The sequence below is a fragment of the Scytonema hankhaensis NUACC26 genome, from assembly GCF_045865695.1.
GTDB lineage: Bacteria > Cyanobacteriota > Cyanobacteriia > Cyanobacteriales > Nostocaceae > Scytonema.
In genome coordinates, this window is record NZ_BAACAP010000141.1 from 16,821 (window position 1) to 34,056 (window position 17,236).

At 42.6% G+C, this 17,236-nt stretch carries 17 protein-coding genes; 8 read left to right on the top strand and 9 right to left on the bottom strand.

Going from position 1 to position 17,236, the window contains the following annotated elements:
• Window positions 1-3: 3 nt before the first annotated feature.
• The 5 genes from ACKTT2_RS09250 to ACKTT2_RS09270 form a co-directional block, all read right to left on the bottom strand.
• Window positions 4-1,056: an aromatic ring-hydroxylating dioxygenase subunit alpha gene (locus ACKTT2_RS09250; protein ID WP_407885945.1), complete on the bottom strand. Its 1,053-nt coding sequence runs from the start codon at window positions 1,054-1,056 to the stop codon at window positions 4-6.
• A gap of 7 nt (window positions 1,057-1,063) precedes the next feature.
• Entirely contained in the window at window positions 1,064-2,464 is a 1,401-nt protein-coding gene (locus ACKTT2_RS09255; protein ID WP_407885947.1) for an amidohydrolase family protein, read from the bottom strand.
• 178 nt (window positions 2,465-2,642) lie between these two features.
• On the bottom strand, window positions 2,643-2,972 hold the full coding sequence (locus ACKTT2_RS09260) for an Mpo1-like protein (RefSeq protein ID WP_407885949.1): 330 nt from the start codon (window positions 2,970-2,972) through the stop codon (window positions 2,643-2,645).
• A gap of 194 nt (window positions 2,973-3,166) precedes the next feature.
• Window positions 3,167-3,694, bottom strand: coding sequence for a sterol desaturase family protein (locus ACKTT2_RS09265; RefSeq protein ID WP_407885951.1), 528 nt, complete (start codon window positions 3,692-3,694; stop codon window positions 3,167-3,169).
• 34 nt (window positions 3,695-3,728) lie between these two features.
• Window positions 3,729-4,703, bottom strand: a complete 975-nt coding sequence (locus tag ACKTT2_RS09270; RefSeq protein WP_407885953.1) for a cupin-like domain-containing protein — start codon at window positions 4,701-4,703, stop codon at window positions 3,729-3,731.
• A gap of 118 nt (window positions 4,704-4,821) precedes the next feature.
• Between ACKTT2_RS09270 and ACKTT2_RS09275 the strand changes: the two genes are divergently transcribed.
• Window positions 4,822-6,507, top strand: coding sequence for a GH3 auxin-responsive promoter family protein (locus ACKTT2_RS09275; RefSeq protein WP_407885955.1), 1,686 nt, complete (start codon window positions 4,822-4,824; stop codon window positions 6,505-6,507).
• Window positions 6,508-6,645: 138 nt separating this feature from the next.
• Here the strand turns inward: ACKTT2_RS09275 and ACKTT2_RS09280 are convergent, their stop codons facing one another.
• Window positions 6,646-7,824, bottom strand: a complete 1,179-nt coding sequence (locus ACKTT2_RS09280; protein WP_407885957.1) for an MFS transporter — start codon at window positions 7,822-7,824, stop codon at window positions 6,646-6,648.
• Window positions 7,825-8,291: 467 nt separating this feature from the next.
• Between ACKTT2_RS09280 and ACKTT2_RS09285 the strand changes: the two genes are divergently transcribed.
• The 3 genes from ACKTT2_RS09285 (at window position 8,292) to ACKTT2_RS09295 (ending at window position 11,576) form a co-directional block, all read left to right on the top strand.
• Window positions 8,292-9,572 (top strand): aminotransferase class I/II-fold pyridoxal phosphate-dependent enzyme, encoded by a 1,281-nt coding sequence (locus tag ACKTT2_RS09285; protein WP_407885959.1) that lies wholly within the window; start codon window positions 8,292-8,294, stop codon window positions 9,570-9,572.
• Between the two features lie 253 nt (window positions 9,573-9,825).
• Window positions 9,826-10,083 (top strand): hypothetical protein, encoded by a 258-nt coding sequence (locus ACKTT2_RS09290; RefSeq protein ID WP_407885961.1) that lies wholly within the window; start codon window positions 9,826-9,828, stop codon window positions 10,081-10,083.
• 368 nt (window positions 10,084-10,451) lie between these two features.
• Window positions 10,452-11,576: a PAS domain S-box protein gene (locus ACKTT2_RS09295; RefSeq protein ID WP_407885975.1), complete on the top strand. Its 1,125-nt coding sequence runs from the start codon at window positions 10,452-10,454 to the stop codon at window positions 11,574-11,576.
• Window positions 11,577-11,608: 32 nt separating this feature from the next.
• Here the strand turns inward: ACKTT2_RS09295 and ACKTT2_RS09300 are convergent, their stop codons facing one another.
• A complete protein-coding gene (locus ACKTT2_RS09300) occupies window positions 11,609-13,153 on the bottom strand; it encodes a mercuric reductase (protein ID WP_407885963.1) in 1,545 nt (514 codons plus the stop codon).
• Window positions 13,154-13,350: 197 nt separating this feature from the next.
• On the opposite strand from ACKTT2_RS09300, the gene ttcA reads away from it, so the two are divergent.
• From ttcA to mtnC, 3 genes are read left to right on the top strand one after another with little or no spacing between them, the layout of a single operon-like run.
• The gene (gene ttcA / locus ACKTT2_RS09305; RefSeq protein ID WP_407885965.1) at window positions 13,351-14,160 is read left to right on the top strand and encodes a tRNA 2-thiocytidine(32) synthetase TtcA; all 810 of its coding nucleotides are present in this window, start codon (window positions 13,351-13,353) and stop codon (window positions 14,158-14,160) included.
• 18 nt (window positions 14,161-14,178) lie between these two features.
• Entirely contained in the window at window positions 14,179-14,724 is a 546-nt protein-coding gene (locus ACKTT2_RS09310; protein ID WP_407885967.1) for a pentapeptide repeat-containing protein, read from the top strand.
• A gap of 56 nt (window positions 14,725-14,780) precedes the next feature.
• Window positions 14,781-15,494, top strand: a complete 714-nt coding sequence (mtnC, locus tag ACKTT2_RS09315) for an acireductone synthase (protein WP_407885969.1) — start codon at window positions 14,781-14,783, stop codon at window positions 15,492-15,494.
• Window positions 15,495-15,561: 67 nt separating this feature from the next.
• Here mtnC and ACKTT2_RS09320 read toward each other — a convergent pair whose 3' ends face one another.
• Together ACKTT2_RS09320 and ACKTT2_RS09325 are read right to left on the bottom strand one after the other, a co-directional pair.
• The gene (locus tag ACKTT2_RS09320; RefSeq protein WP_407885971.1) at window positions 15,562-16,176 is read right to left on the bottom strand and encodes a Uma2 family endonuclease; all 615 of its coding nucleotides are present in this window, start codon (window positions 16,174-16,176) and stop codon (window positions 15,562-15,564) included.
• 41 nt (window positions 16,177-16,217) lie between these two features.
• Window positions 16,218-16,457: a CopG family transcriptional regulator gene (locus tag ACKTT2_RS09325; RefSeq protein WP_407885973.1), complete on the bottom strand. Its 240-nt coding sequence runs from the start codon at window positions 16,455-16,457 to the stop codon at window positions 16,218-16,220.
• 154 nt (window positions 16,458-16,611) lie between these two features.
• Here ACKTT2_RS09325 and ACKTT2_RS09330 point away from each other — a divergent pair.
• A partial coding sequence (locus tag ACKTT2_RS09330) for an aminotransferase class I/II-fold pyridoxal phosphate-dependent enzyme (protein WP_407885977.1) occupies window positions 16,612-17,236 on the top strand: 625 nt, incomplete at its 3' end.

Below are 17,236 nucleotides of genomic sequence, written 5' to 3' on the forward strand. Positions count from 1 at the left end.
TTTTTAATTACTATTCGTTATAAATTTTTCGTATTGAGAAACAATAACTCTTTGGAGAGCAATAATAGCAGGGTTAATTTCGACATAACGTCTCTGGGGATTGGCAAGATAAGTTTGCTGTTCGCTCTCAATCATTTCTATATCTTGGTCGAGAAATTTACGAAACAAGAAACGCCAAATAAACTTAGCAAGAAATGTCTTAAGTGGCAGAAGTATCCACTTTGGAAGGCGAACTTTGAGAAAGAAAAGAGAAAACGATCGCGTTTCGGTGAGACCAACTGGCAACCTCATTAAATATAATGAGGAAACTCCCTCAAGAGAACTGTGATAGTGGGGATAGCTGTACTGAATTGAAACAGTGCGAGTTGTGACTCCAGTTGCTTTGTCACTCAGTCCTAAAAATTTGGTCAGAACACCTTTATAAGAAACTCTGTAGTTGGCACTTACTGATGATTCTGTTGCCTTTAAGTTAATCAACACGGGATCGAACCAGCCCTGTAGTTCTTGGTGTAAATACCCATGAAAGACATCCATTGTGTTTTCATTACAAATGGAGAAATGTGCTTTAAAGCGAGCTGGGATTGGCACCATTAACCATTCGGGCTGGTCAAATTCTGGAACTTTGGGCAATTCGCATTCCTCAGCTAAGACACTTTCGCCTGGAAATATCCAAATCAGGTTATATCTTTCCTGAATTGGATAACTGCGGGCTTGGGCGCAAGGGAGTTTTTGCCCTTTTGGCAGATAAGGGATGTTTACGCACTCGCCACTTCCATCAAATTCCCAACCGTGATAGGGACAAGCAAGGTTATACCCTCGAACTTTTCCTTTATGTAGTGCAACTCCTTTGTGAGGACAAGCATCCTCCAAAGCGTGCAGTTGACCGCTTAGATCGCGATAGATAACGATCGCTTGCTGCCAGACTACCACAGACAGAACGTTACCAACTTTGAGTTGGTCAGCCCAGAGGACTGGATACCAGTAATTTGGGTTAATACCAACTTCACGAACGCGGTTTTGAACTGTTTGGCTTTTGAGGGTTGTGGCTAGTTCCATGAGTTCCCTATACTGCTGCTTGAGTCGTTTGTGCTAACAAATTTTGAGGTAGGGATTGACGCAAACGATCGCCATACAGGGATAAAGCATTACCACCTAGTAATAACCCTAAATGCTCGCGATCGTACTCAGCCACTGTAGCTGTATCTTGAACGCAGTTGTAAAGAACACCATCCCAGTGACCGTAATCTCCAGAGAAACAAGCCAAGCGCTTACCCATTTCTCCCATAGCAATGTGAAGATAGGAAGGACCTGGATCGTCTGACTCAAAAGAGGTAAAGATTTGCCCCCGTTCAAAGTACTCTAACGGATCTCTGTGACGGAGATCGTAATGTTCGTACAAGCTAGCATCGTCGATTTTTTCAGGATCGTGTTGAACATTCCACAACAAGTCAAAGAGATTTTTTGCTTGACTAATCAGATTGATATTGTTGTGGCTACCTCTTTCCTGAATCATTAACTTTGTGAATTCCATCAGCGAGGGGCGATAGGGGTGTTTGGGGTCAAAGTCACGGATGCGCTTTTCCCAATGTTCGTGAAAAGCATGAGCGAGATCAGGTACCCAACCGCAACCGCCTTCTAAAAAGCCAACTCGGAGTGTAGGGAATTGTTCAAAAGCTCCATCAAACACCATGCGTGCTAATGCTAGCTGTTGTTGGTTCCGTTGCACGAAAATGTGGGTAAGAACAAAAGTTTCCGTATGGTCGGAAATGCCTCCCACCATGTAAGAACCGGGACCTCCATGAATGCCCAATCCTATATTTAAATCGACAGCTGCTTGTAGTATTGGGCGAAAATCGGGATGGCTAATTGTTTTGCAGGTACGAATTTCTGGAAAAGCTTGAGGTGCTTTGGGATGGGGAATTGGCATATTGGGAGCAACCGCCACGCTTATCATGCCCAATTCGTTCACACAACGGCGCATCTCAGCAACTGCAGCGTCTACATCCTGGAGTGGAATAACGCCAATTGGCTTGAGTCGATTATCGTATCCCCGGCAGTCTTCGGCAATATAGTTGTTGTAGGCGCGGCAAAGTGCAACTGCTAAATCTTTATCCAAGAGGCTTGAGAAGATCAAGTTTAATGTGCCATAAATCACTTGAACGTCAATACCTTCCTGGTCCATATGTTCAATTCGCACTTTGTTGAACATTGCACCCAATGTGGTGTCTGGATGCAAGTTGCGGAAGCCACCTTTACCCAAACCTTGAGGCTGAGGAAACATCCGTTGGTAATCGTTTTTACCCGTTACTGGATTAAAGTCTACAATTCTTGCCCGTTGATCCCCCAATTTATCAATTACAAGACCGATGCGATCGCGATACTCCGGTTCAAGATAATCCCGCATAACTAGAGGATTTTCCAATTTATGGGCATCTGCATCGATTACCAGTAGACCTTGATACATGAACGACTCCTTATCACCAGTTGCTTGCGAGTATGAAGAGATTTCCAAGAAATAAATTATCCATCTTGTGGGATGGGCGTCCTCGCCCGTCCTGTATTTTGTGGGATGGGCGTCCTCGCCCGTCCTATGTTTTTTGGCGAGCGGGGACGCCCGCACCACAAAATTTTAGGAGATTTTTTTATTTGGAAGCCCCTAAGCTGTTTTTTTGCGTAAAGTATTTCCAGAGTTGGCGTAGACCAAACCAGTTCTCGAAAGACCATGATAGCGAGACCAGGATGGTGATACCAGGGTACTTAACAAAAGCGGGATGATTTTTCTCAAAAACCGCATGCCCACCCAAAGCAAAAACTTGAGTCAGCACCAGACAAACAAGTGTCAGTCGCCAATCATAGAACAGAAAGACGACTGCCGCAATTGCCAGTAAGTTTGTTAAGTGATGTAAAAACTGGTTAATAGGGTGCTGATGACTTGCAACAAAGTGGGCTTTTGCCTCATGGAAATAATTCAAATGTGTTTTCCTCCAGTTCCGGCAGCCGAAAAAAGCTTGAAGCTATTTAGAAAAAATATACCAAAACTCTAAGAAAAACCAATCTTATACATAAGATTTTTATCTTATGACCCAATGCTCACTGGTGGTGGTCACTGGTCACTGGTCATTGGTCACTGGTCACTGGTCACTGGTCACTGGTCAGGTGGTCACTGTCACCACCACCGCATCTGAAAATAACCTCGTTCTGGTTGGTTGAGTTCTTGTGCTGTCAACCATTCCACTGGTTTGTAAGTCCCAAAAATATGGTCCCACCAATCCACAGCCAAGCCAAAATTATGATGCCACATCCCATACTTATGATGTACGTAATGGACTGGTATCTTCATCCAGAAGCACTTCGTTGGGTTTTCGTGTTGGAGTTGATGGGCATAAGCTGAAAATGCAGCATAAACAAGCGCACCTAAAAACCAGCCGATACCCGCTTGCCAAGAGTGGAAAAACATCAAAAACATTACCACAGCACTGCCTTTGATATAGTCCCGAAACTCCCACACAACCCCTTGTCCTTCATTACGGCGATGATGGTCGCGATGACGTTCGCCGATCCGAGGCGAGGCGTGCATTAACCGATGTATCCAGTATTCAACCAAACTCGCCAAAACAAATGCTATGACAAAACAGGCGATTCCCACCCCCAAGGAGAAGGCTGGGCTTGTAGAAAGCTTCTCCAACTCGGTCATCGACTTTCTTTACCTCACACGTTTATTGCCTATTCTATAACCTATGGGAAATTTTGCTGAATTTTTGTTTGCGATCGCGACTAAAAGCGGCACTGACAAAATTAAATAAAATATGAGGTAATGCCAATATCATTCCCAAAACTGCACGCCACCGACTTCTAGACAATAAAACTCGTGAAATAGGATAAACTCGCCAGAATCTATTAACCGAACAAACCATTTCATCCCCTAATGCCGTTACATCATGCCACCAACCTTCAGGTATGAAAAGAGTTTCACCGGGATTAAGAATGACTTCACGTCTGTGCTGGAGTGCTTCTTGAAATTTTGGAAATGATGTAAGATCTGGATTTTCCAAATTGACTTGGCTAAACCAGCAACGCATTTTCAACCCATAAAAAAGATGAATATAAACTGGAAATGGATAAAGGTTATTCGTTTGAGAAGGTGGAAAAAATACCACCTTTTTTGAACCGTGCATTTGCATCAGCGTTCCGTCCACTGAGTCATAATGCAGACCCGATCTATGACCGGATGGATTCACGTAAATGTTTAGATTGCTCGCCGATTTTGTTAAACCTAGTTTGTCTCCAATATTTTTTAATGAGAGATTATCGGCAAGAGACGTATTTTTTAAAGGATATTTTCCTAGATTAACATCATTTTCGCGAGCTTTGCCATTACGCATAAGATCGGCAAATTCACTAAAGGACATAATTTCCAGATCGACGCCACTGCCAATAGTTTTCCATTTGCGTTTTTCCTGTTTGTACCTAGCACTTCCATAATTCCGAAAAACAAACTTTTGATTGCCAAGCTTTTTGCACAAATAATCGAGAGTCCAGTCACACTCATCTTGTAATAATCCCGTAATCATAACTGGCGTACTGGTTTTTCGGTATTTCTCAAAAAATATTTCTGGTGTTAAATCTGCTATATCAATTCGTGGTATTGGGTGAGTTATGTTGTATAATTCTGACTCAAAGTTCTGTTTTGATTGTAAATGCATAAGTAGATTCCTGGCTTAGGTCAGTGTTGTGTGTTGTTCAGTCAATCATTGTTTCAAAAAATGAAAATCTTGACCAGTGACCAGTGACCAGTGACCAGTGACCAGTGACCAGTGACCAATGACAAACTTTTTACTACCAACTTTGACATTCGTTGCAGAACGTGCTAAAGAAAATTTTGTTAAGAAAACTCGTCAAGTTGATGCCGTACAAGAACAGTTTTTATACAAGCTGTTGCAGGCACACAAAGATACAGAGTTGGGTCGTAAATACGGGTTAAAAGATATCAAAACTATTGACCAGTTTCAGCAAAGGGTTCCAATTCTACCTTACAGTGGCTACGAAGTTTATGTCGATCGCATTGCCAAAGGCGAAAAAAATGTCCTCACACCAGACCCGGTTGTTTATTTAAACACGACTAGTGGTTCTACAGGGAACCAGAAGTTAATTCCTGTTACTAAACGATTTCAAAACTCTTTAGGATGGGCTAACCTGACTTGTATTGGTTTTCTGAATGAAGCACTGCGATCGCGGCAAAAAAAGTTTGGCAAACTGCTAGTGACCAACACGGCGCAAATAACAGGGCGTACTAGTGGCGGAATTGACTACGGACCAGGCGGTACGGGAGTCCTTCGCATGGGAAAATTCCTCTACGAACAACTTTTTGCCCATCCCTATGAAACATTGAAAACAGAGGACAGCATAACACGGCACTATTTGTGCTTTTTATTTTCCCTGAATGACCCCTCTATGCGAGGCATCATCGCCAACTTTCCCATGCTGATCCTTAGAACGTGCAATTATCTGGAGCAATACGCCGAAGAGTCGATCCGAGATATAGACAAAGGAACAATAGCCGATTGGTTGAAACTAGAACCAGAATTGCGGTTTCAATTAGAAAAAAGATGGTCAGCCAATCCGAATCGCGCCGCACAACTACGAGAAGTTTTGCGATCGCACGGGCGTCTGACTCCAAATGTAGCATGGCCCGATCTGTCTTATATTGCCACTGCAAGAGGAGGAACTTCCGATTTTTACTTTGAAAGATTTCCTTCTTACTTGGGAGACACTCCTGTGTTTGGTGCAGTGTTTGCCACAGCAGAAGGCACGCTGAGTATTTATCATGACTTCAACAATGATGGCAGTATCCTAGCTATAGAAACTGGCTTTTTTGAATTTATTCCAGAAGACCAATGGGATGAAGAACACCCTAAAACCCTACTTGCTACAGAAGTTCAGCCAGGAAAACTCTACCGCATCTTAATGACTAACTATAGTGGCTTCTACCGTTATGACATTGGTGATGTTGTTGAAGTGCTAGGTTTTTACGAGCAAGCGCCTCTAATTGTCTTTCGTCATCGTCGCGGCGGAATACTTTCTTCCACAACAGAAAAAACAACTGAATTTCATGCCACTCAAGTCATGCAAGTCTTGCAGCAGGAATTTGGTTTACCTCTAGAGGATTTTTGTATTACTTTATCGGAGAATGAGTTTCCCGCTCACTACTTAGTGAATATTGAACTTGCTTCTGGTGCAAAATTAAGCGATCCCCAAGCTTTTCTTGCTAGTTTTGACCGCAATCTCAAAGAGATTAACGTGTATTATGGTTCCAAGCGCAAGGATCAGGTGCCTCCTCCAAGATTGAGAATTTTGGAGGCGGGTAGCTTTGCTATTATTCGGAAACGTCAGTTGCAAAAGGGAATTCCTGATTCTCAACTGAAATTTCCTCACATTAGCGAAGACCGCAATTTTCTTGCAGGGCTAAAAGTAGAACAGGAGATTAGGTTATACCAATTCTCCAAATGATTGCTACACACGATCCCCCTAAATCCCCCTTAAAAAGGGGGACTTTAAAGACTTTCCCCCCTTGTTAAGGGGAGCCAGCGCTGCAGGAGGGTCTCCCGAACTCACAGCGACTGGCGTGGGCTAGGGGGGATCTAATATCTAATTTGAATCGGATTTGGTAAATTTACTATTTGTGGGAAAAAATATCAGCAGTAATCCAGCTGCAACAGATAAGCTTGCTGAAGTATAAAATATTGCTTCAAATCCACCATAATGGAGTGCGGGTGTCAATAGGATCGGACAAAGGAACTGACCTAAGAAGCCCGCGCCTGTTCCAGCGGCTAGTACGCTCGATCGCAATTCCACCGGAGCTAGATTTGCTAGGATGCTGTAGAGATTGGGCATGACAATACCAAAACCCAAACCAAAAAGTATTGCTGTTATTAAAATCAAACTGAGTTCTCGAAGTAAGGGAAGTGTTGCCAGTGTCAGTGCCATTAACCCAAATCCTACTGTAATAGAACGTTCTGTGCCGATATTTTTAGCGATTTGTCGAGCACCAAATGCTGATATAGCAGCAGCCCCAACTGCTCGTGATGCTAAAACAACTCCATTAAGAACTGTTCCAACTCCTATGGTTTGTTTCAGGTAGAGAGGTGTGTAAATAACTACAGAATACATGACGATAGAAGCTAACCCAAGGGTTAGTAATAACCACAGTACGTATCGATCGCCAAAAACTTGATAGAGTTTGTCACGAGTGGGAGATACATTTGCTTGTTTCTGTACCGTCTGTTTTTTCCTTAGAATTAAGGCGACCAAAATTGCTAATGGCAACCCCAAACCGTATAAATAAAAAGTAAATTGCCAATTAGATGAGCCTACCCAACCACCTAATAGAGGAAAAAAAATGCCTGCAATCGTGAGGGTACTTGTTGCTTGACCTAAAGCTTGATTTCGTGCCTGACCTTCATACATACTGGCTAATAAACCCAGACTCGCTGCAGCAATTCCACCACTTGCTATGCCAAGCAAACCTCGTGTCACTAACAATGGCTCTATCGATCGCATAAAAGCCCCCGCCGTACCAGATACAGCATAGAGGAGCAGTGAAGCAATCAGAACGCGCAGGCGACCTACTTTATCTGCCAGGATACCTAACAAAGGGCTAAACAAAGCATTTGTCAAGCAGTGAATGGTTACCAAGTTGGCTGCTACCACTGGATTGAGGTTGAGTTGTTGCACTATTTCTGGCAACACAGGAGCAACAATTCCCCCTGCCATTGTTATCAGGGAACCTGCTAACAGCAGCACTAACAGCTTGCGATCGCGTAACATCGATAAAATATGAGATATTTTTGATAACTATGAAATTTCTACGAATAGTGAGGTGAACGAGTTCACATAATCAAAATACACCGTATTGCTAAATTACACGGCTACTGAGACGAACAGGTTCGTACAGAGGAATTACATAACTGTTTATTTTAGCAGCAATAAACAACACAAGCACAAAAACATGGGAACCAACTACACTATTCTAGTGGTCATTTAACAGCAGGCAAACACTATTCCTTAGTCGTGTCCATAGAAGAAAATAACTGATAATCCAGTAATATCAAAAATTCATGTAAAAATGTATTAAATCACAACCCAAGGCACACTTAACCCAATTTTGGGGGTAGGCGGTAACGCCAACAAATCAGGAATACGGAAGAAGACAGCGATCGCTGCCTATCCATTTTCCATAACTAAAAGACACCTGTCTTGCGGGACAAACGATGTTTGGTGAGAGGAGTATAAGAGTGCAAATTGTTAAAGAGTACGTGCAGCGCTGGTACGAGAGTGGACTCGACCCAGACGAGTTTATTTGTCATCAAAAGCAGGGGAATTTGGTAGAGATTACAGAAGTGGCAACTGGTGAACGCCGGACAGTTCTCAGTTTCTGCAGTAACGACATCTTAGGACTAGTTCAAGAAGAAGCAGTCAAGCAAGCCGCTATTGATTCTATTCTTAAGTACGGTACATCTAACAGCTCTTGCTCGGTTTTAAGCGGTCGTATCGATTTACACCAAGAACTAGAGGATGAAATTTCAGCTTTTAAACATTTGCCCCATACGCAATTGTTCCTAAACGCATGGATGGCAATGCAAGCGTTTATGGATGCCTTCTGTCACTTGGCGATCCCAGTACCTGGATTTCAAAATACCAGAGAGACTGTAATTTTCACGGATGTCCTCAATCACGGCTGTATTGTCTCAGCAGTCGTCAACGCAGGAACTCGTTCCGGTAAGGTGTTTGGTCACAGCCCTCGCGTCCGAGTGAAAGCTTACCGCCACTGCGATGCAGAAGATTTGGCTCGAAAAATGTATCGGCACGTCCGTCCCAACGATCGCGTTGTCGTTGTTTCTGATGCAGTCTTTTCCATGGATGGTGATATTGCTCCTCTGCCAGAAATGATAGAAGTCATGCGGAAATATGAAGGTAGCGTCCTCCTAATGGATGAAGCCCATGCCAGTGGAGCTTTAGGAGCTACAGGAAGAGGAATATACGAACACTTTGGTATTTTACCGTCATACGCAATTGAGCGAGGCGTCATACCTTTAATTATGACAACATTCTCAAAATTTGCCGCCTCAGCAGGGGCTGCTATCAGCACTCACGTGTCAGAATTCAAACCATTATTAAACGTTTCCCCAACCTCTATCGGCACAATTTCTTTATCGCCACCACTTGCTGCAGCAGCATTAGAGAGTATCCGTCAAGTACGGCAATTTCCCGAACGAGTCAAAAAACTCCAGGAAAATACCCGCTATTTGCGATCGCGCTTGCTCGAACAAGGCTTTATGGCAATTGGCGAAACAAATGTCGTTCCAGTTGTTTTACCATCAGATATTAATCCCAAAGTTTTTGGCAGACAAATCATGAAAAACCACGGTGTTTGGGTATCTCCGATTTGGTTTGTTGCTAAACCTCGAATTCGCATTACTGTGAATGCCCTCCATACCCAAGAAGATATGGATCTTTTAGTATCAAGTATGGTAGCCACGCGCAACCTATTGTATCAACCAACAATTAGTGCTTAGAAAATGTTTTAAAAAACTTGAGCGAAAAAATTCGCAACTACATAAACGCTCATCCGCCAGCGCGGAGTAACAGAAGGTTAGGAATTGTAAACCCGCTCAGGCGGGTTTTGTCCGCATAGCAGCGAATTTTCATTTGCTAGGAGACATAAAAAAATCGGCACTCAGAAAATATAGTCCACCGTTTGAAGGATGAGTTGCTACCAAGTAACTGCTAGTCTGAACGAGAGGCAATAAGTAACAAATAACTAAAAATATGGCATCCCCTACACCATTAAAAGGCACTGAACTAGTCGATTGTGCAAGAGCGAATGCCAAGCAGGGAATAGAAACTGCTGCTCGCCAGTGTGGCTATGGAGATGACCTTAACACCTTCGCACGAGAATTACGGCAAGCGTGCGAGGATATGAATTTGCAAGTTAAGGAACTCTCAGATTTAATTACAGACCAAGATTTGGTCTTAAATATAGGTACTGGGGAAACTGTAGCCCCAGATTCGCCCTCGGAACTTTGAAAGTGGTTAGTGGTTAGTGGTTAGTAGGGGCGCATAGCCTTGCGCCCGTACAGAATTAGTTTTTAAATTCACTCACTACCAAATTTCTTAACCTAAGATTACCAATTTTTGTAGGGTGGTCAATGCCCACCGTTTGATGTTAGCAGGTATTTCCCACCCTACGCCCAATTTTCTAGCTAGACACCCACGGTCAAATGTCCACAACAAGGGGATAAAAATCATTCTTTTCCCATGCCCCATGTGTCATGCCCATTGCCCTATTTTCAAGCTATTGTGTTAGGTACATGAACTATGTGAGCTTCAATCGAGTTATTCCAGTGAATATAGAAAATCCAGAGATAGACAGATTTACACAGCGCGTACAAGGAATGCACGTGCGGCTAAAAGACTTGTATGAAAGTGTGAATAATACACCTATAATGACAGATATACTACCACAGACGCTTGTTGAACTGGGTAGTGCTTCTGAAATGGTGAAAATAGCGACACATGAACTGCACCAACAGAACGAACAACTCATAGAAACACGTAATTTGCTTGAAGCGCAACGCCAACGCTACCAAGACTTATTTGAGTTTGCACCAGACGCTTATATAGTGACGGATATTCTTGGCATAATTCAAGAAGCAAATCGTGCAGCGAGTCAGCTCCTTAATGTTCCACAACAGCGTCTTATAGGCCAACTTATAGTTAACTACGTGGCATTACAAGACCGCTCAAGTTTTCGCGGCTTTCTGTTTCAACTTAAGGAACGCGACCAACTATCAGAACTAGCACTAAGTTGGCAGAAAAGTAACGGAAAGTTTTTTGATGCTGCCATGACAGTGGCAGTTGTTCGCAATACGGGAGGTAAGCCAACCTCTCTTCGGTGGTTAATACGCGATATTACAGAACGAAATTTACAGGCAGTTACCGTCTGTGAGAATAACTTTGACTTCGCTCAAGGACGTATAAGGTATAAGTATGGTAAAGGAGAAACTATCCCGCTTAATTTAAGTATAATTTGGTACGTTTATCAAGGTTTGGTTAAGCTAAGCACGTTATGTAATACAGAAGAAGAAGTACTAGTTGGATTAGCAGGGCAAGGCATGATTTTTGGTTCAAACTTAACTACATTGCATATCTATCAAGCTATGGCTTTATCTGATGTAGAGTTGGTATCAATCAACTTAGCAGAAATAGCAGTTTCGCCAAATATTAGCAGCACAATAGTTCCAAAAATCAATCAACGGTTGCGGCAAACTGAATCTTTGTTGGCGATAAGTGGCGTGAGAAGAGTACAAAATCGCTTTCAGAATTTATTACAATTTTTAAAGCAAGAAATTGGTCAGTCAGTTGCTGAAGGAACCCGCTTAAATTATCGGTTGACTCATGAAGATTTTGCTATTGCTTGCTGTACGACTAGAGTTACAATTACGAGACTTCTAGGAAAATTACAACAACAAGGTAAAATTAGTTTTGACTCAAAACATCACTTGATTATTAGGGAGTAGGGAGTGGGGAACTCGGAGCCCCCACTACCCAATCAAGAAAAATGTTTCACCCAAGCTAATAATCGTTTTGTATTTGGTGTCAAAGTATTAGAAAGATAGTAAGTATCTGCTGCTTTTTTAATAGCTTCGGATTGCGTTGGATAGGGATAAATAACTTGATTTAACTGACTTAAACTTATCTTGTTAACAATAGCTATAGTGAGTTGAGAAATCATCTCGCCTGCATGACGCGCAACAATTGTCGCACCGAGAATGCGATCGCTATTTTTTGGATGAAGAATTTTGAGAAATCCTTCTTCTTCACCATCAGTTACAGCGCGATCGACATCAGTAAAAGGAATTTTAATTGTTGCGACATCAATGCCCTTTTCTTGGGCTTCACGTTCGTACATACCCACATGAGCAATTTCGGGGTCGGTGTAAGTTACCCAAGGCATAACGAGATTGCTGAGTTTTTGACGCCCTAACCCAAAAGGAGAAAATAGAGCATTTCTGATAACTATTCGTGCGGCTGCATCAGCAGCGTGAGTAAATTTCCAATTCATGCATACATCACCAGCTGCATAAATTTTGGGATTTGTGGTTTGAAGATAATCATTGACCTTCACACCTTGGTGGGGATCGTATGCTACACCAATAGCATCTAAATTCAGCCCTTCCACATTTGGAATGCGTCCCGTACCTACCAAAATATCATCAACTGACAAAATATCTATCTTGCCATTGTGGCTGAAGTATAACGTTTTGCCTTCGTTGGTTTTTTCTACTTGTTGTATTTTTCCCCCCAGTACCAAGCGAATTCCTTCTCTAGCAAAAACCTTTTGGATAATTTCAGCAGCATCAGGATCTTCTTTATTTAGGATATGAGTTCCTTGGTGGAAGAGCGTGACTTCACAATCAAAACGGCGAAAAGTTTGTGCTAATTCACAACCAATGGGACCAGCACCAATAACTGCCAAACGTTGGGGTTTTTGGATCGGAGAAAAAATAGTTTCATTGGTTAGGTATCCTGCTTCTTCAATTCCTGCAATTGAAGGTTGTGCTGCTCTTGCACCTGTGGCAATAACGGCTTTTTTAAAGCGGAGAGTGTTTTCTCCTACCTCTACAGTATCTTCGCCAGCAAACCGCGCACTTCCCAAGAAGACATCTACACCCATTTTTTGGAAACGTTCGGCTGAGTCATGAGGGCTAATTTTTGCCCTGACACGTCGCATCCTTTCCATAACAGTGGAAAAGTCCACGTCAACATATTTGGGCGCATTAATGCCAAATTTTTTTGCACTCCACATTTCTCCTACCACGCGGGAAGAGCGGATAATAGATTTGGATGGTACGCAACCAAAATTTAAACAGTCTCCTCCCATAAGATGCTGTTCGACTAAGGCAACTTTTAAACCAACGTTTAAAAGTGCTGCACCTCCGGCTGCGACTAATCCTGCGGTACCAGCACCAATGACTACTAAGTCGTAACAATCGGCGGGTTGCGGATTGACCCAAGTGGGTGGATGCACGTAGGATACCAATGTCTGGTTATACTCGTCCATTGGGCGAAGTGAGACTCTTTGGAATTCTGACATTGGCGATCGCTCCTTGATTCAAAAATGCAAAGTTAACACCAAGTTGAAAAAAGAATGCAATAGATCGTAGTGTGAAATTTAGTCCAAGCAAAGGTTTTCTAATACAAAATCCACGCATCTAAAATGGTTTTTGTGGCTGTAACACAATGGCTCATGCCGCCCGATTAAAATAAATATCGTTCTTTGGAGAATAACCTATGGAAGCAACGGAGGTTCACAGCTCAAAAAGTTTGAGGAAACTAGAAGTACATTTACGTACCTCGGTAGGAAAAGCCATTCGTGACTACAACATGATTGAGGATGGCGATCGCGTCATGGTATGCGTATCGGGTGGTAAAGATTCATACACAATGTTAGACCTATTGCTGACTCTCCAGCGTAAAGCTCCAGTGAAATTTGACATTTTTGCTGTTAACTTAGACCAGAAGCAGCCAGGATTTCCAGAACACCTGCTGCCAGAGTATCTAGAATCTCTAGGAGTAGCTTACAGGATAGTAGAAGAAGACACATACAGTATTGTAAAACGCATTATTCCCGAAGGGAAGACCATGTGCAGTTTATGTTCTCGCTTGCGACGAGCCATTCTCTACAGAGTCGCAAGTGAAGAGGGTGCTACCAAAGTCGCTTTGGGACACCATCGCGATGACATTTTAGAAACTTTATTTCTCAATATGTTTTATGCAGGGAAACTCAAAGCAATGCCACCAAAACTTTTGAGCGATGACGGGCAATATATAGTTATCCGACCATTAGCTTACTGTGCTGAGTCTGACATCGAGCAATATGCCAACTTAAAAAAGTTTCCAATAATACCATGTAGTCTTTGTGGTTCCCAGGAAAATTTGCAAAGAGCACAAATAAAACAAATGCTACAAGATTGGGAAAAATCCAACCCAGGGAGAGTTGAGAGTTTGTTCAGCAGCATTCAAAATATTTGCCCATCTCATCTTGCCGATACTCAGTTGTTTGACTTTGCCAGTTTGAGTAATAATGGGTTTATGAAGTAAAGATCGGGAGTGCCAAGTATGCCCTTAGTGGCTATTCCTAAGCGTTATGTGCGTCAAGTAAAGACATGGTTAAAATTTGTTGTTGGCGTACTACTTCTTCTGTTGCTGACAGGGTGCTGGTTACTCTTAGACATTTCTCCTGCAATGGCACAGGAAAATACTGTTAACTATACGCTTGCCGATTTACGATATCAAGACTTTTCTAACAAAAATTTAGAAGGAACATCCCTTGCAGGAGCAAATATGCAAGAGACAAAGTTCCGAGGAACAAATATGAGAGGAACTATCATGACTAAGGGGTCATGTTTGAAAGCCGATCTGGAAGGAGCAGATCTTTCAGGAACATTTGCCGATCGCGTTATCTTTACTGAAGCTAATTTAACAAACACCATTTTCACCGATGCAATTCTAACAAGCAGTCGCTTCAGTGGTGCGAAAATTACAGGAGCAGATTTCTCCGGTGCAATCCTAGACACTTACGAAGCAAAACTGATGTGCGAACGGGCTGATGGAGTTAATCCCGTCACATCTGTAGCCACTCGCGATAGTTTGGGATGTCGCTAATGGCTAAGAGTAAGTCATTTGTCCACTAACAACTAACAACCAACCACTAACCATTAATGGAAGTCATTCTTCTCGATATTGAAGGGACAACAACTCCAGTTGATTATGTTTTTGGAGTGTTATTTCCGTTTGCACGCGATCGCGTCACTGATTTTCTCACAACTCATCACCAAGAGACTGAGGTTCAAACCGATTTACAATTGTTGAGAAAAGAGTATGAAGAGGATCTCGCAAGGGACGTGTCAGTATCTAATTGGCAAGAAACAGATGCGATGGGCGCTGTTCGTTACATCCATTATCTGATTTCTATTGACCGTAAATCAACTGGTTTGAAATCGTTACAGGGGAAGATTTGGGAGCAGGGGTATCGGGATGGTACATTGCGATCGCAAATCTTCCCAGATGTCAAGCCTGCTTTTCAACGTTGGACAAGTGCTGGTAAGCATCTCTATATTTTCTCATCTGGAAGCGTTCAGGCACAACAACTTCTCTTTCGGTACAGTGAAGAGGGAGACCTTACGGGTTTTATTAGTGGTTACTTTGATACTCAAACTGGTTCCAAGCGTGAAGCAGAGAGTTATGTTAAGATAGCAGCTGCTATTGGAACAGTGCCAGAAAAAATTCTTTTTATTTCAGATGTCACTGCTGAGTTGAAAGCGTCTCAAGCAGCCCGAATGCAAACCCTGTTTTCTATTAGACCGGGGAATCACTCATTTGAAGCAGAAGGATTCTCCGCTATTCACAGTTTTGATGAAATAAAAAAGTTATGAAACCGCAGCCTGTAGCAGACGAACGCGGATAAATCTGTACTTCATTTAAAATCTAGAATATTATGGCCTACAGTGCTGCATCAAAAACCTGTTGTGCGGTGAGGTTCAGTTCGGGAAAGGTAGGGGAGACAATGAGACTACTCCCAGTAAACTTGGTTATTTGGTACTCATCTCCCACAAGCTGGCACACTGATACGGTAGGTTGTTTTGGGTTACCAATGAATCTTTTACCTCCCAAGGCAGCATAATCCGCAATCCAGTATTCGGGAATACCCATTTCTTCGTAGTCTCTCAACTTGTCGTAGTAATCATCACGCCAATTTGTACTTACGACTTCAACAATTAAGGGAACAGATGCGCTAGAGCATACAGTTGATTGCTTTTTCCACAAGGGTTCATTGCTGAGATTGTCATGGTTGAGCAATAAAATATCTGGGGAATAACTTGTCTCATTATTAGGAGTTTTGACAAGTCCAGTTTTTGGAATGCGGTAAGGTAACTGAAGACGCGCATACTCTAAGGTAAATTTTTGGGCTAAAAACCCAATGACATTTTCATGGTCGCCGGTTGGAGGTGGCATCTCTACAATAACTCCTTTGTGCAATTCATAGCGTCCCCCATCATTGGGATACCACTCAATAAATTCCTCGTAAGTAACTAGCTTGGGTAGGGCTTGGGTCATAAACGATCTGCTCTAAATTTCGCTGTACTTTCTTAAAACATCTAATTTGCATCAGTTAACCTTGCAAACACTGCCTGTACTTCCTCCTCACTAGCAAAATCTCCCGCATCAGCTTCTGCAAAACCTTTGTGAATTTCTTCTAATCGCCACTGGTAGATGTCAGGAGACAGGTTCATTGCTCTGTCGATCGCATCACTTTTCTCTGGCTCTATTCCTAGAGTCGCATCTAGCTTAACTCTTTTGTTGCGATCGAAGCGAAATGTTACATCCTCATTGCTCATGGTTGTTCTTGTTTGTACCTAAGACCAATAACAATATCATGCCATCTCCTGTTAGGTGATGTATGGCATAGTCTGTTTTCAATAATTGTTCGTGAAATCGCGTGTGACAATTAGCAGTAAGCTGTTTATTTATGGCGTTTTTCACGATCTACCTATGGCAACTATTAACGATCACTACCTCAAGCTAAAAGCTGGTTACTTGTTCCCTGAAATTGCGCGGCGGGTTAATGCCTTTGCAGAAGCCAATCCCGATGCTAAGGTGATTCGCTTGGGTATTGGTGATGTGACAGAACCTTTACCAGAAGCTTGTCGTACAGCTATGATTAAAGCTGTGGAAGACATGGGCGATCGCTCTACCTTCAGAGGTTACGGACCAGAGCAAGGCTATGCTTGGTTGCGGGAGAAAATTGCTGCTAAGGATTTCCAAGCACGGGGATGCGAGGTTGATGTTAGTGAAATTTTCATCTCTGATGGTTCTAAGTGCGATAACGGCAACATTCTGGATATCTTGGGCAATGACAACGTTATTGCAGTCACTGACCCCGTGTATCCTGTATATGTAGATACTAACGTTATGGCAGGGCATACTGGATCGGCTAACGATAAGGGTGAGTTTGAGGGCTTAGTTTATTTACCAATTACTGCTGAAAACAATTTCACTGCCGAAATTCCTTCACAAAAAGTCGATTTAATTTACCTTTGTTTCCCCAACAACCCCACAGGAGCAACTGCTACTAAAGAACATCTTCAAGCGTGGGTGGACTATGCTAAAGCACATG